General features: G+C 60.6%; 1 protein-coding gene. It reads right to left on the bottom strand.

Annotation, left to right across the window (positions count from 1 at the left end):
• Positions 1 to 274, bottom strand: a 274-nt coding sequence (locus FN960_RS24030; protein ID WP_143850810.1) for an aminotransferase class V-fold PLP-dependent enzyme, incomplete at both ends; no start/stop codon positions are given.

The raw sequence follows: 274 nt of genomic DNA, 5'->3' as shown, positions 1-274 counted from the left end.
CCCGCACGTTGCTGTTGCCCCAGCTATTGGCGACCAGATTGATCCCTTCCGTCGTGCCGCGGACGAACACCAGCTCTTCCGCCGAACGGGCGTTGATAAACAACGATGCCTGCTTGCGTACGTTCTCCATTTTCTCGGTCGCCTGGGCGCTTAAGGTATGAATACCGCGATGCACCGCCGCGTAGCCGTGACGATAAAACTCGGCCTCGGCGTCAATCACCTGGCCCGGTTTCTGCGCACTGGCGGCGCTGTCGAGATAAGCCAGCGGCAAACC

The sequence above is a fragment of the Alkalicoccobacillus porphyridii genome, assembly GCF_007293315.1.
Taxonomy (GTDB): Bacteria; Bacillota; Bacilli; order Bacillales; family Bacillaceae_D; genus Alkalicoccobacillus; species Alkalicoccobacillus porphyridii.
This window is presented reverse-complemented; position numbering and strand designations above follow the sequence as displayed.